Source organism: Sphaerisporangium sp. NPDC005289 (genome assembly GCF_040607455.1).
Taxonomy (GTDB): Bacteria; Actinomycetota; Actinomycetes; order Streptosporangiales; family Streptosporangiaceae; genus Sphaerisporangium; species Sphaerisporangium rhizosphaerae.
Genome location: NZ_JBEXGS010000031.1, coordinates 76,018 through 88,538, shown reverse-complemented (window position 1 = coordinate 88,538; position 12,521 = coordinate 76,018). Strand labels below are relative to the sequence as shown.

Here is a 12,521-nt window from a genome sequence, read left to right as displayed (position 1 = left end):
GTGGGCGCGAGCTGTTACGCTCGTGCACTTGGCATGTCTTCATCAAGATGCCATACATCCTGCCCGTAAGGAGTATACCACATCTATGGAGCGTCGCGCATCCTCCAGCGCCCGGACCGAAGCCCTGCGCGCCGAACAGTCCTACGTCTCCATGCTGTACGAGCGCCTCGACGCCGTACGCGAGCGCGCCGAGACGGCGCTGCGCCACGAACACGGGCGCGGCGGGCCCGGCGGCACCCACCAGGCGCGGCTCGAACGCGACGTGTACGCCCACGAGCACGCCCGGCGGCTGGCCCAACTGTCCGGCGTGGAGCGCGGCCTGTGCTTCGGCCGCGTCGACGACGTCGAGGGCGACACCTACTACATCGGCCGCGTGGGGCTGCGGGACGCCCGCGACGAACTGGTCCTGATCGACTGGCGCGCCCCCGCGGCCCGCCCGTTCTACACCGCCACCCCGAGCGACCCGGGGCCCCTGGTGCGCCGCCGGCACCTGCACACCCGCGGCCGCACCGTCGTCGGCCTGGACGACGAGGTGTTCGACCTCGCGCGGATGAGCGAGCCCGACCGCCGCACGCTGGTCGGCGAGGCCGCTCTCATGGCGGCGCTGCGGCGCGGGCGCACCGGCCGCATGGGCGACGTCGTCGCCACCATCCAGGCCGAGCAGGACCAGGTGATCCGCTCCGGCCTGGCCGGCGCGCTCGTCGTCCAGGGCGGCCCCGGCACGGGCAAGACCGTGGCCGCCCTGCACCGCGCGGCCTATCTGCTGTACGCGCACCGGCGGACGCTGGAGCGGCGCGGGGTGCTGGTGGTCGGGCCCAACGCCATGTTCCTGCGGTACATCGGCCAGGTGCTGCCCTCGCTCGGCGAGACCGACGTCGTGCTGACCACCATCGGCGAGCTGTACCCCGGCGTGCGCGCCACGGCGGCCGACGAGCCGCGGACGGCGCTGGTCAAGGGCGACACCCGCATGGTCGAGGTGGTCAGGGCCGCCGTGCGCGACCGCCAGCGCGTCCCCGACGGCGACCTCTCCGTCCGGGTCCCCACCAAGACGTCGGTGCGCGGCGGGGTCGAGGTCGTCGTCGAGCGCATGGAGCTGAGCGTCGGCCACGCCGCCTGCGAGCGCGCCCGCGACCGCGCGCGGGCCGTGCGCGGCCCGCACAACGTGGCGCGCAAGCTGTTCGTCGACTCGGTCCTGAGCGCGCTCGCCCTGGACGAGGCGCGGCGCCTTGACCGGCCCCTGGAGGAGGGGGACCTGCACTACGCCCGCCAGGCCCTGTGGCAGACGCGCGAGGTGCGCGAGGCGCTGGACCTGCTGTGGCCTTATCTCACGCCGCAGCGGCTGCTGTCGGAGCTGTTCGCCGACGACGCGGCGCTGCGCTCGGCCGCCGCGTCCCTTTCGCCCGCGGAGCGCGAGGCGCTCGCCCGGCCGGCGGGCTCACCCTGGACGGTCGAGGACGTCCCGCTGCTGGACGAGGCGGCCGACCTGCTCGGCGAGGACGACGCCGAGGCCAGGGCGGCCGAGCGCGCCGCGGCGCGCGAACGCGATGAGGTCGAGCTGTACGCGCGCGAGGTGCTGCACATCAGCGGGGTCGCCGAGATGGAGATCTTGGACGCCGGCGCCCTGGCCGACCGGCACGACGACGGCGGCGACACGCTCACCACCGCGCAGCGGGCCGAGCGCGACCGGCTCTGGGCCTACGGCCACGTCATCGTGGACGAGGCGCAGGAGCTGTCGGCGATGGCCTGGCGCACGATCATGCGGCGGGTGCCGGCGCGGTCGCTGACCATCGTGGGCGACGTCGCCCAGACCGGCGCGGCAGCGGGCGCCCGGTCATGGGGCGCGATGCTCGACCCGCACCTCAAGGACCGCTGGCGCGAGGCGCGGCTGCTGGTCAACTACCGCACCCCTGCGGAGATCATGGAGGTCGCCGTGGACGTGCTCAGGTCGGTGGCCCCGGACCAGGAGCCGCCGATCTCCGTCCGCGACGGCGGGGCGCCGCCGCGCGCCCTGCGGGTGCCCCGCGCGGAGCTGCGCCGCCTCCTCCCGGAGCTGGTGCGGTCGGAGCTGGCCGGGATCGGCGAGGGACGGCTGGCCGTCCTCACCGCCGACGCCCGGCACGGCGAGATCGCCGCGACGCTCCCCGAGGCGGCGTCCGCGCTGACGGCGGACGCCCTGGACTCGCCGTCGGTCGTCCTGACCGTCACCCAGGCCAAGGGGCTGGAGTTCGACGCGGTGGTGATCGTCGAGCCCGGCGAGATCCTGGCCCAGTCCCCGAAGGGCGGCCAGGATCTCTACGTCGCGATCACCCGGGCCACCCGGCGGCTGACCGTCGTCCACCAGGACGGCCTGCCGCCCGTCCTGTCCCGGCTGGGCGCCGGGTGACCGCCCGGTGAGAAGCGAGCGACGGCGGCCGGCCGGGCACTGACGGGTGGCGAGGACGGCGAGGGGTGGGGCGGCTGAGGCGGCCGGTCAGAAGCCCGGGAAGACGCGGCGCAGGTCGTCCAGGGTGATCTTCTCGGAGTCCAGGCTCACTTCGGCGGGCGTGTGCTCGGGGGCGTGACGGCCGGCGACCAGGCGCAGCCACCACTCCGCCGGGGCGGAAAGCACGCCGTCCGGCGCGCCGGGGACGTCGGTCAGGGACACCGCGTCGTCGATGCCGAGGCCAAAGGACCGCTCCGGGGAGGTCAACCGCACCGCGATGGCCGCCTGGCCGTTCAACTCGCCGGCGCTGCCGGTGAAGCCGAGCAGCACGCCGGCCTCGTCGAGCAACTGCGCGACCGCCCACGGCTCCAGCGTCGCCGCCTGGTCGAAGGCGACCTTGACGTCCCAGGTGTGGTAGGCGAACTCGGTGAGCCGCATGCCGGTCAGTCCGGCCACGTCCCTCGGCGGGGCGGGGAACCAGAGCGGGATGCGCAGTTCGTCCTTGGTCTGCCGGTCCAGCCCCTCCAGCCGGCTCACCAGCGCCTCGTTCGCGCCCACGACGTGCTCGGCGCGCTCGGCGCGCGACCACCCGTCCCACCGGGCCCAGATGCTCTTGATGAAATCCCCGTCCGGGGCTCCGGCGCCGCTCAGGGCCCCGTCGATGGTCGCGAGGAAGATCTCGGCGCCGCTGCCGAGGTGGCTGAGCACCTGCGAGACGTCCCACTCGGAGGCGCCGGACCGGCGGGCGAGGTCGTCGGCGGTGAAGCCGCGCACCAGCCCGGCCAGGTCGTCGAGGCCGGAGCGCAACGCCTTGATCATCTCATCCGCTCGATCGGTCATTCGTCTCTCCTGTCACATCTTCGGGGCAGTCCGAACGGACGAACACCGGCACCCGCGAGAATCTTCCTCGGCCGGAAAATGAGGTTCGCCGGCCGAGGGCGGGCCGCTACCCTCGCGAAATGAACGTGACATTCCCCCGGAAGCTGCGCAGGGGCGACACCGTGCGGGTGGTGGCGCCCGCCTCGTCCCGTGCGATGGTGCTGGAGAACGACCACAGCTCCATCACCGAGCGCCGGTTCGCCGAACTCGGCCTGACGCTGACCTACGGGCGGCATGTGGACGAGCGGGACGCTTTCGACTCCTCCTCTGTCGCCTCGCGGGTCACCGACCTGCACGAGGCCTTCGCCGACCCTTCGGTCGCGGCGATCCTGACGGTGATCGGCGGCTACAGCTCCAACCAGCTCCTGCCCTTCCTGGACTGGGAATTGATCGGCGCCAACCCGAAGATCCTGTGCGGCTACTCCGACATCACGGCCCTGCAGAACGCCATCTTCGCCCGCACCGGCCTGGTCACCTATTCGGGGCCGCACTGGGCGACGTTCGGCATGCGCGACCACTTCGAGCAGATCTTGGAGTGGTTCACCGCGGCGGTGTTCGACAGCGCGCCGGTCACGCTCACCCCCTCGGAGCAGTGGAGCGACGATCTGTGGTGGCTGGACCAGGACAAGCGCGAGCCGGCGCCCAACGAGGGCTGGTGGCCGATCCACCCGGGCACCGCCGAGGGGCGCGTCGTGGGCGGCAACCTGTGCACCCTCAACCTGCTGCAGGGCACCCCGTACATGCCCCCGCTCGACGACGCGCTGCTGATCCTCGAAGACGACTACGAGTCGCACCCGGCGACCTTCGCGCGCGATCTGACCTCGCTGCTCCAGGTACCCGGCGCGGAGTCGGTGCGCGGAGTGGCGATCGGACGCTTCCAGAGGTCGAGCGGCATGACGCGTTCCCTGCTGGAACAGCTCATCGCCGCCCAGCCGTCCCTCGCCGGCATCCCGGTCCTGGGCAACATCGACGTCGGCCACACCTATCCGTTCGCGACCTTCCCCATCGGCGGCCGCGCCCGCCTCGACGCCACTCCCGGCGCCCCCGCCCTCACCCTGCTCGACCATTGACGCGGCGCCGTCGCCCCGGGGCCAGGCGTTTCGCCCGGGACCCGGGGGCGGCGTCATCGGCTAGGCGAGGCGGGAGACCTGGTAGTGGGCGAGGGACCAGCCCTCTTCCGTCCGCCGCACCAGGACGCTGAGGTTGACGGCGATGGGTGGGCGGTCGGTGAAGGAGAAGTCGACGGCCAGGTAGCCGAGGACGAGGCCGTCGGCGAGCGCCCGGGTCTCGAGGACGCGGTACTCGGCGGTCAGCCCGAGCGGCTGGGAGGCGTAGTAGGCCGCCACGCCGGGCCTGCCGACGCTGTAGGGATGCAGCCCCTGGAAGATCGCGTCCTCGGTGAACAGGGCCGCGACCTGCTCGGGCTCGTGGCCGTCGACCGCGGCCTTCCACCGGTCCAGGACCCCCCGGAGGATCGCTTCGTTATCTGTGTTGCCGTTCATCGGCGTTCTCCTGTTGACGAGATCAAGACCCACATCGACGGGCACCGGTGAGCCGCGGTGAACGGCCGGCCGGCTCCTCGACGTGTCGTGCAACGGTAGGCGACGCCCGCCTACCGCCGGTGCGGGTCGTCCTCGGGCAGCCAGGCGTCCGGGCCGTGAACGCCGAAGTCGCCGGCGTCGCCGCCGTCACCTAGGGCCTCGACGACGGCGAGGACCGCGGCGCGGACCTCGCTCCGGCGCCACACCAGCGACCAGGTCCAGTAGGGCTGTGGCGTGACGACCGGGCGTCGCACCAGGTCCGGCGGCAGTGACGCGGTCTGGCCCTTGGGCGAGTTGACGACCGGACGGCCGCTGCGGCGCACGTGGTCGAAGAACGCCGGGCCGGTGATGCCGCCGTCGGAGACGCGCACCGGGCGGGCGCCGGTCCTTTCGGCCAGTTCTCCGGCGTAGGCGTTCCAGGACGACCAGGAGGCGTCGTCGCCCAGCAGGACGGCGGTGTCCGAGGCGGGCACCTCGCCGGTGTCGTCGCCGGCGGCGACGGCGTGCAGACGGTCGGCGCCGATGAGCCGGCAGTTCAGGCCGTGCCGCTCCAGGTCACCGGCGCGCAGCCAGCACACCGCGAGGTCGAGGCCGCCGTCCGCCACCCGGGAGGCCTGGGTGTGCGAGGGGCCGACCCAGGCGTCGACGTGGACGCGGGCCACCGCGGCGGTGCGGGCGGTCAGGTCCGGCGGAAGCCAGTTGACGTAGCCGAGCAGGACCGGCTCCGACCCGCACAGCCGGCGGGCGCGGTGCCTGACGTCGTCGGCGCGTTCCAGCAGGTCGCGGATGTGCGGGAGCAGGGCCGCCCCGGACGGGGTGAGCGACACCGAGCGGCGGTCGCGGTCGAACAGGCGCACGCCCAGGTCGCGTTCCAGCGCCTTGATCTGCTGGGACAGGGACGGACCCGCGATCAGCAGGCGCTCCGCGGCCCGGCCGAAGTTCAGTTCCTCGGCCACCGCCACGAAGTATCGCAGCTGGCGCAGTTCCACCCTTGTCATGCTACGTCGGTGATAGGCCGCGCCTACCAGCAGGGAGGAAGCCGGTCGTGGCGATCACCCCGGCGCGTGGCCGACGATGGAGCACGTCGCCCAACGCCCGCGTGAGTGGAGCGAACCCGTGCGTTCACCGCGCGGGCACCCCTCACGACCGGGCCGCGCCGCCATCGCACGATGACGGCTCACGTTCGTACCCGCCACCGCCGGACGGGCGGGCCACGGCGGCGAACGCTCGCGTTCGTATCCGCCACCGCCGGACGGCCGGCCAGCGCGGCGAACGGCAGGCTCAGCCCGCAGACCTCGATCGACCTCGCAAGGACCTCCTCATGACCGAACGACCCCTGCTCGCCTCCCCGGCCGGAGGAGACGGCGCGCTCCGGTCGCCCTGGATCCACGTCGCCCAGGCCGCCGTGGCGCTCGCCGCGGGCATGGGGGTCGGCCGGTTCGTCTACACCCCGATCCTTCCGCTGATGCACGATCAGACCGGGATGTCCGCGGCGACCGGCGCGAACCTGGCCACGGCCAACTACGTCGGATACCTCATCGGCGCGCTCGCCGGCATCCTGTCCCCGGCGCTGGTCCGCTCGTCCACCCTGCTGCGCGCCGCGCTGGTGGTGCTCACCTGCAGCCTGGCCGCGATGCCCGTCACCGAGAGCCCGGCCGTGTGGATCGCGCTGCGCCTGCTGGCCGGGGTCGCCAGTGCCCTGGTCTTCGTCATCACGGCCGCCTCTCTCCTGAGCCACCTGCGCGAGCACCCCGCGCACCTGGCCGGCTGGGCGTTCGGCGGGATCGGCGGCGGCATCGCGCTGTCCGGCCTGATCGTCCTGGTGCTGCGCCCGTTCGCCGACTGGCGGACGGCCTGGTTCGCCGCGGCCGTACTCGCCGAGGTCCTCACCATGGCCTCGTGGAACCTTCGCCCCGAAGCCGCGCCGACGGCGCGCGCGGAACCCGCCGGGGCGGCGGGCGACGGGCCGAGGACGCGCCCGCACCGCTGGTTCACCGCGCTGTTCGCCTCCTACACCCTGGAAGGCGTCGGCTACATCGTCGCCGGCACCTTCCTGGTGGCGGCGATCGAGCAGAACTCCCCCGGCGGGCTGGGCAGCGGCGCCTGGATCCTGGTCGGGGTGGCCGCCGTGCCGTCCTCCGCGCTGTGGGCCCGGCTCGGACGCCGCTGGTCCCGCCCCGGCCTGCTGCTCGCCGCGCTCGTCATCCAGGCGGTCGGCATCGCCCTGCCGGCCCTGGTCCACGGCGTGGCGGCGGCACTGGTCTCCGCGGTCCTGTTCGGCGCGACGTTCGTCGGCGTCAGCACCCTCGCCCTCGCCGCGGGCGCCCACCTGCGCTTCCCCCGCTCGGTCGCGCTGCTGACCGCCGGATACTCCGTCGGCCAGATCCTCGGTCCGCTGGTCGTCACCCCGCTGCTCCACCACGGCTACCAGCGGGCGCTGATCCTGGCCGCCGTCGTCGTCCTCACGGCCGCCGCGGCCGCCGCCGTCCTCCGCGTCGGCTTCCCCCACCAACGCCCCTCCGGTAGCGTCTGCGTCACCTCTCCGTGATCACGCCGGCGGAAGGGCTTGCCGGTGACCGGCCGGTCAGGGCAGTAGCTCGACGTACCCGTCGCTTCCGTGCACGCGGATCCGCTGCCCGTCGGTGATCAGCCGAGTGGCGTCCACCACGCTGACGACGGCCGGCAGGCCGTACTCCCGTGCGATCACCGCTCCGTGTGTCATCGTTCCTCCGACCTCCGTGACCAGGCCGGCGATGGCGACGAACAGGGGCGTCCAGCTCGGGTCGGTGTGGACCGTGACCAGGATGTCGCCCGGTTCGAGATCGGCCTGGGCCATGTCCAGGATGACGCGGGCGCGCCCTTCGATGGTCCCGGCGGAGACCGGCAGGCCGGCCAGGGCGCCTGCCGGCACGTCATCGCGCCGGTAGGCTCCGGTGATGATCTCACCGTCCGAGGTCATCACCCGGGGCGGCGTGAGGGCCTCGTACGACCGGAACACGTCCTTGCGCCGCTGGATCAGCTCGTCATCGACCTGGTTCGAGCACACGACGTCGTGGAACTCCTGGAAGGTGAGGTAGAAGACGTCCTCCTTCTCGGAGAGCACCTTCGCCCGCACGAGGCGCTCGGCCTCTTCCATCAAGGCCTGCTTGTAGACGAAGTAGCGGCTGATGATGCCGTACTTCGGGTACTCCCGGTAGCCGATGAAGGTACGGACCCGTTCGATCATCCGCTTGGTCTCCTCGGCCTTCCGCTCCCCGTCCGGCAGCGCGCGCAGGCGTTCGACCACCTCCTGCGTCTTCTTCCGCGCCTCCCGCCGTCCTTGCTCGAAGCGCCGCTCGGCGGCGCCCGGCTCGAAGTTCCTGACGTGGTCGAGGATCAGGGGCACGAGGGTGGAAGGGCGTTCGCGCCAACGCCACCTCGTGATGTCGATCTCGCCGACGCAGCGCATGCCGTACCGGTCGAGGTAGGCCTCGATGGCGTCGCGCGCCTCGGTCCCGCCCGCGAACTTCGGCAGCTCGTCCAGGAACCCGTCGTCCTGGACGCCCTGCAGGAACGCCACCACCTCCGGATGCGGGCGGATCACGTCAGCGACGTCGAGCAGCGCCAGTCCCATCTCCGAGGTGACGTTGCCGGGGGCGGACAACGTGAGGGTGTCGGCCGCGTTCGTCTCCCCCAGCCATTCCCGCAGCCGGTCGTTGAGCCACCAGGTGGCCTCCATCCCGGCCATGATCACTTTTATGCTCAGCGGATCACTGACGACCCGCTTGTGCTCCTGGAACGCCTCCAGCAGGAAGTCGAACAGCGCCGGCCCGGTCTTCGTCCGGATGTCGCGCCGCAGGGCGGCGAGGGACGCCCGGCTGCGCTCGACCAGCTCGGTGACGATGGCCGGATCGGTCTCGACCGGGGCGGGCGCGCCGCCGGGCGGCGGCCCGCCGGGACCGGCGTCCGGGGACGCCAGGACGAAGTCGTCGCGATCGAGGACGGTCTCCAGCGCGTCCCTGGTCAGCGGATCGGACCTGCCCACCATCTCCAGGAACCCGGCACGGCCCGCGGCCGAGGCCAGCATCCGGGTGGCGTCGACGAACAGCCTCCCGCCGGCCTCGTGCATCGGCGTCATGGCCGTCAACTGCCACGTGGAGAGCCCCAGTGGCTTCATCGCGTCGGTCATCATCTGCTGATGACCGACGGAGAGGTAGACGTGGTTCTCCCGGTCGCGCGCCGCGGGGATGGGGAACAGCGCGGTGATCGGCCGGCTCTGCACGATCTGGAAGTCATCGTCGACCAGGCACCATTCGATGTCCTGCGGGCGAGCGAAATGCGCTTCGATCCGCCGTCCGAGTCGCACGAGCCGCACGACCTGCGCGTCCGTCAGCGCCGGCTGCTCCTGCCGCCGCGGGTCGATCGCCACCTCCTGCGTCCCGCCGGCCGGCAGGGCGTGAAGGGCACGCTGTTTCGCGGCGACCGCCCTGGCGACGACTTCGCCGTCGCGCACTTTGTAGACGTCCGGGGTGACCAGCCCGGAGACCATGGCCTCGCCGAGGCCGAAGCCGGCGTCCACGGTGGCGACCTTCCGGTCGCCGGTGACGGGGTCGGCGGTGAACAGGATCCCGGCCGCGCCCGGGAAGACCATCCGCTGCACGACCACGGCCATGTGGACCTTGCGGTGGTCGAAGCCGTTCCGCAGGCGGTAGGTCACGGCCCGCTCGGTGAACAGCGACGCCCAGCACCGGCTGACGTGCTCCAGGATCGCCGCCGGCCCCATGACGTTCAGATACGTGTCCTGCTGGCCCGCGAAGGAGGCCGTCGGCATGTCCTCCGCCGTCGCGCTGGATCGCACGGCGTAGGCGGCTTGCTCGCCGGGCCCGGCGAGCGCGCCGGTGATCACCGCCGCCAGATCGCCCGGGACGGCGGTCCCTTCGATGGTCCGGCGGATCTCCGCGCTGAGCGTGCGGATCGCCTCCCGGTCGTCCGGCTTCAGGCGCGACAGCCGATCGAGCCGATCATTCATGGACGGCGCTTCGGCCATGATCCGCCGGAAGGCCGCCGTCGTCACGCAGAACCCGGCCGGCACGCGGATGCCTTCGATCCGCGACAGCGCGCCCAGGTGCGCGGCCTTGCCGCCGACGACCGCGATCTGCGTCTCGTCGACCTCTCGAAGGTCCACCACGTACTGCTCGATCATCGCGACACCTCCGAGGCGACCGTGCTCCACCGCACGGCGATCGCCGGCCGACTCACCGGCTCCCGAGCGTCGCGCCCCCCGTACATCGACGACACACCCACGTTTTCCCCCATATCTCTCGTCGGTGCTGTGTCCGGCCGTCGATTCTGCGGCAAGACCCGGGTCTTGCCGCAAGCCCCCCGGTGCGCTATACGTTGGAAATGGAAGGAAGTGCCATCGTCGCGTAGGCGAGATCACGCACCCTGTCACCCTTCGATGCCGTGCGGTCGATCGTCGCACCTCCACTGGTGGCCAGGAGATCGCCATGCGTGGCGGCTATCCCGGAACGACGGCGAACGGATCCCCTGACGCGCGCTTCCCCCGCCGCCGTTCGCTCCGGCCGAAATGGACCGCGAGCGCCAGCAACGTCGACAATCCGCTGAGCACATAACTGCCCGTCAGCGACATCAACCACATTCCGGCGTGGGATGGATAGACGAGAAGTGTCGCCAGGGCGACATACCCCGGCAGCAGGAATATCGACCACAGGAACCCCACGCCCACCTTCTCCAGCGGAGCGTTCAAGCGCTGAGCCCGCTGTGCCCACAGCATCAGAAGCGGTATGCACCAGACCCAATGGTGCGGCCAGGAAACGGGCGAGACCAGCAGCCCCACGATCCCGGTGACGGTGATTCCGGCGAGCTCGCCCGCCTTCTTCCAGGTCCGTGCGGCGACCAGAAGTCCGCCCGTGCCGACGACCGCGCACAGGGCGAACCAGACGGGCATGATGGGCCACGAGCCGGGCACGAGCGCGAGCACGCCGCGAAGCGACTGGTTGAAGAAGTCCACGCCCTGCCCGGCGACCACCCGGTGTGTGTCGAGGAACGCGCCACCCCAGTAGTCACGCGAATCGGCCGGCAGCAGCAGGAATCCGAGGATCACCGTGCCGAGGAAACCGAGGCAGGCCATCAGGGCGGCCCGGTAACGACGCGTGAGGAGGAGATAGGGGATGAATATCAGCGGAGTGAGTTTGATGCCGGCGGCGATGCCCGTTCCTATGCCACGCCACTTCTCTTTGCCGTGCGTCAGATCTGCCACTATCACCAGTAGCAGGATGATGCCTATCTGCCCGTTCCACAGCGTCAGCGCCACCGGATACAGGGGAAGCGCCGCGATCACGACCAGCAATGCGTGAGTCGCCCGGCGGCCACGGCGCTTCACCGTAGTAAGGCCGACGAGGATCCATATCACCGCCTCAAGGGCGAGTATGGAGATCAGCACCCAGATGCCGGAGGCGGTCTCCATCTCGACCAGGGCGAGCGGCGTGAACAGCATCGCCGCGAACGGCGAATAGGTGAACTGCAGCGACCTTCCACCGACGATCAGGTCATAGACAGAGGTGCCCCGCAGTACCGCCGCCCCGCCCTCCCGGTAGACCTCCAGATCGATCCAGCCCTTCGCGTAGACCGCGTTGAACGCGAAGGCCGTCAGCGCGCCGCACAGCGCGATCAGTACTCCGCATGCCATGGGAAAACGCGCGCCATCTTTCTTGCCCACACGAATGCGCGGCCCTGCGGACACCGAAGAAGGCATGGCGACTCCCGGCTTGGCTGCGGTGAACGCTAGTCACGCCGGCTTGTCCAAAGCTTGTCACGCCTCGCCTGTGCCGGCCGTTCCGCCGGGCGGCGGCGAGCCCGCTGGAACGGGTGCTATTGACTGAGGGTGGAGACGCCGGTCAGTGTCGTGATGTCGCAAGTCTGCACACATCCGAAGCACGGGAGGCAGTCATGGCGCTACGGTTCATCGGCATCGACACGGACAGCGAGCACGGCGGCTGCCCTTCCATCTGGGTGGACGAGGCGGACGGCAGCGTGGTGATCCAGGGCATCGTGGTCGATGATCCTGTGGACGTGGCCCAAGTGGTCGCCAGGAGTCCTCTCGCACCGGACGAGATGATCATTAGGCTTCCCGCGCGGATGCGTGACTACTTGCTGGAGGCGTGCCGTGATGGCGACCGCGACATGGGATGACCTGTTCGCTCAGTGCCGGCGCTCCGCGCTGCACCTGGAGATGCGCGACGGCTATGGCACCGCGAGCCCCGGCTTCCGGGCATGGCGGGACGGCGTTCCCTTCGACCGCACCGCCTTCGACGCTCCGTGGGTGAACCTGGTCCGCAGGACCGTCGCCCGGGGTGTGGTCATCCGTCGTGCGCGGCTGGTCTCCGAGCCGGTCAGCGACTACATCCGGTACGAGCACTCCGCGACGCCGTTCGCGAACCTCGCGGGCGGCGAGCAGGTCCGCTGGCTGTCACGACGACGAGCTTCCGACCTCGCGCTCCCGGGGAACGACTTCTGGCTCTTCGACGAGCGCGTGGTCCTCTTCCACTTCCACTCCGGGTCCGGTGAGCCCGCCGGCCACGAGCTGTGCGACGATCCCTCTGTGGTCAAGCTCTGCCTGACGGCCTTCGAGCGCGTGTGGGAACGCGGCATCGACCACGCCGAGTACAAGCCGCTCTGAC

General features: G+C 71.4%; 10 protein-coding genes. 5 read left to right on the top strand and 5 right to left on the bottom strand.

Annotated features, from left to right (window positions below):
• The first annotated feature begins 85 nt into the window (after nt 1-85).
• Nucleotides 86-2,383: an ATP-binding domain-containing protein gene (locus ABZT47_RS36200; RefSeq protein WP_354852376.1), complete on the top strand. Its 2,298-nt coding sequence runs from the start codon at nt 86-88 to the stop codon at nt 2,381-2,383.
• A gap of 87 nt (nt 2,384-2,470) precedes the next feature.
• Here the strand turns inward: ABZT47_RS36200 and ABZT47_RS36195 are convergent, their stop codons facing one another.
• The gene (locus tag ABZT47_RS36195) at nt 2,471-3,262 is read right to left on the bottom strand and encodes a maleylpyruvate isomerase family mycothiol-dependent enzyme (protein WP_354852374.1); all 792 of its coding nucleotides are present in this window, start codon (nt 3,260-3,262) and stop codon (nt 2,471-2,473) included.
• A gap of 119 nt (nt 3,263-3,381) precedes the next feature.
• Here ABZT47_RS36195 and ABZT47_RS36190 point away from each other — a divergent pair, with 119 nt between their 5' ends.
• A complete protein-coding gene (locus ABZT47_RS36190; RefSeq protein ID WP_354852372.1) occupies nt 3,382-4,371 on the top strand; it encodes a S66 peptidase family protein in 990 nt (329 codons plus the stop codon).
• Between the two features lie 60 nt (nt 4,372-4,431).
• On the opposite strand, the gene ABZT47_RS36185 is transcribed toward ABZT47_RS36190, so the two are convergent.
• Both ABZT47_RS36185 and ABZT47_RS36180 read right to left on the bottom strand, forming a co-directional pair.
• Nucleotides 4,432-4,803, bottom strand: a complete 372-nt coding sequence (locus tag ABZT47_RS36185; protein ID WP_354852370.1) for an SgcJ/EcaC family oxidoreductase — start codon at nt 4,801-4,803, stop codon at nt 4,432-4,434.
• Between the two features lie 110 nt (nt 4,804-4,913).
• Nucleotides 4,914-5,840: a LysR family transcriptional regulator gene (locus ABZT47_RS36180; RefSeq protein WP_354852369.1), complete on the bottom strand. Its 927-nt coding sequence runs from the start codon at nt 5,838-5,840 to the stop codon at nt 4,914-4,916.
• 323 nt (nt 5,841-6,163) lie between these two features.
• Between ABZT47_RS36180 and ABZT47_RS36175 the strand changes: the two genes are divergently transcribed.
• Nucleotides 6,164-7,390, top strand: coding sequence for a YbfB/YjiJ family MFS transporter (locus ABZT47_RS36175; protein ID WP_354852367.1), 1,227 nt, complete (start codon nt 6,164-6,166; stop codon nt 7,388-7,390).
• Nucleotides 7,391-7,426: 36 nt separating this feature from the next.
• On the opposite strand, the gene rph is transcribed toward ABZT47_RS36175, so the two are convergent.
• Nucleotides 7,427-10,024: a rifamycin-inactivating phosphotransferase gene (rph, locus tag ABZT47_RS36170; RefSeq protein WP_354852365.1), complete on the bottom strand. Its 2,598-nt coding sequence runs from the start codon at nt 10,022-10,024 to the stop codon at nt 7,427-7,429.
• A gap of 315 nt (nt 10,025-10,339) precedes the next feature.
• Nucleotides 10,340-11,596 (bottom strand): glycosyltransferase 87 family protein, encoded by a 1,257-nt coding sequence (locus ABZT47_RS36165; protein ID WP_354852363.1) that lies wholly within the window; start codon nt 11,594-11,596, stop codon nt 10,340-10,342.
• A 194-nt stretch (nt 11,597-11,790) separates the two neighbouring features.
• Here ABZT47_RS36165 and ABZT47_RS36160 point away from each other — a divergent pair, with 194 nt between their 5' ends.
• Both ABZT47_RS36160 and ABZT47_RS36155 read left to right on the top strand, forming a co-directional pair.
• Nucleotides 11,791-12,033 carry a hypothetical protein gene (locus tag ABZT47_RS36160; protein ID WP_354852361.1) on the top strand — a complete coding sequence of 81 codons (243 nt, stop codon included), beginning with the start codon at nt 11,791-11,793 and terminating at the stop codon, nt 12,031-12,033.
• Nucleotides 12,011-12,520: a DUF6879 family protein gene (locus tag ABZT47_RS36155; protein WP_354852359.1), complete on the top strand. Its 510-nt coding sequence runs from the start codon at nt 12,011-12,013 to the stop codon at nt 12,518-12,520. The genes ABZT47_RS36160 and ABZT47_RS36155 overlap by 23 nt, the downstream gene beginning before the upstream one ends.
• The last annotated feature ends 1 nt before the right edge of the window (nt 12,521 follow it).